This is a genomic window from Vibrio sp. Vb0667 (genome assembly GCF_033391095.1).
On record NZ_JAWPOL010000358.1, the window covers coordinates 1 to 1,082 of the forward strand.

A 1,082-nucleotide genomic window follows, 5' to 3' on the forward strand; every position below is an offset into this window, starting at 1 on the left:
ATTTCAATGATCTCCTAACCAAAGCCATCAATAACGTAAACTCACTTCAAAAATCATCTGGCGATCTACAAACGCGTTTTGATCGTGGTGATGCCGATGTTTCCTTATCTGACGTCATGATTGCTCGTAACAAATCCAGTGTTGCTTTTGAAGCCACTGTTCAAATCCGCAATAAGCTCGTTGAGGCCTACAAAGACCTCATGAACATGCCAGTGTAATTTAGGTAATAAGTGTGGCAGACAAGTCTACAGATTTAACCGTCACTGATGGCGGCTCAGATGGCGCACTGGTTTCTAGCTCCGATATGGATGTGGAAAGCCAAAATCCAGATTTAGAAGAGCGCAGTGCATCAAAATTCGATATGGCCGTGGGCGACCTCGATTTGCTTCGACAGGTCGTGCTTGTGCTATCGATCTCTATCTGTGTTGCGTTAATCGTGATGTTGTTCTTCTGGGTAAAAGAACCAGAAATGCGCCCGCTTGGCGCTTACGACACTGAAGAACTGATCCCTGTTCTGGATTACCTTGACCAGCAAAAAATCAATTACAAACTCGATGGTAATACCGTTTCGGTGGAGTCGAGCGAGTACAACTCAATCAAATTAGGCATGGTGCGTTCGGGCGTCAATCAAGCGACCGAAGCGGGTGATGACATTCTGCTGCAAGACATGGGCTTTGGTGTTTCTCAGCGCCTAGAGCAGGAACGTCTTAAGCTCAGCCGTGAGCGTCAGCTAGCTCAAGCCATTGAAGAAATGAAGCAGGTTCGCAAAGCGCGAGTGTTATTGGCGTTGCCGAAACACAGTGTGTTTGTGCGTCATAACCAAGAAGCTTCCGCCTCAGTATTTTTGACGCTATCGACAGGCGCCAACCTCAAGCAGCAAGAAGTGGACTCGATTGTCGATATGGTCGCGAGTGCCGTTCCAGGCATGAAGACATCGCGCATTACCGTCACTGATCAGCATGGCCGTTTGTTGAGCTCTGGTTCGCAAGATCCGGCGTCTGCCGCGCGTCGTAAAGAGCAAGAGTTAGAACGCAGCCAAGAACAAGCATTGCGTGAAAAAATCGACTCTGTTCTGTTGCCTA

At 48.1% G+C, this 1,082-nt stretch carries 2 protein-coding genes; both read left to right on the forward strand.

From position 1 onward, the window contains the following. Positions 1-218: flagellar hook-basal body complex protein FliE (gene fliE / locus R8269_RS25890; protein ID WP_318222999.1), on the forward strand; the 218-nt coding region annotated here is incomplete at its 5' end. A gap of 14 nt (positions 219-232) precedes the next feature. After that, a partial coding sequence (fliF, locus tag R8269_RS25895; RefSeq protein WP_318223000.1) for a flagellar basal-body MS-ring/collar protein FliF occupies positions 233-1,082 on the forward strand: 850 nt, incomplete at its 3' end.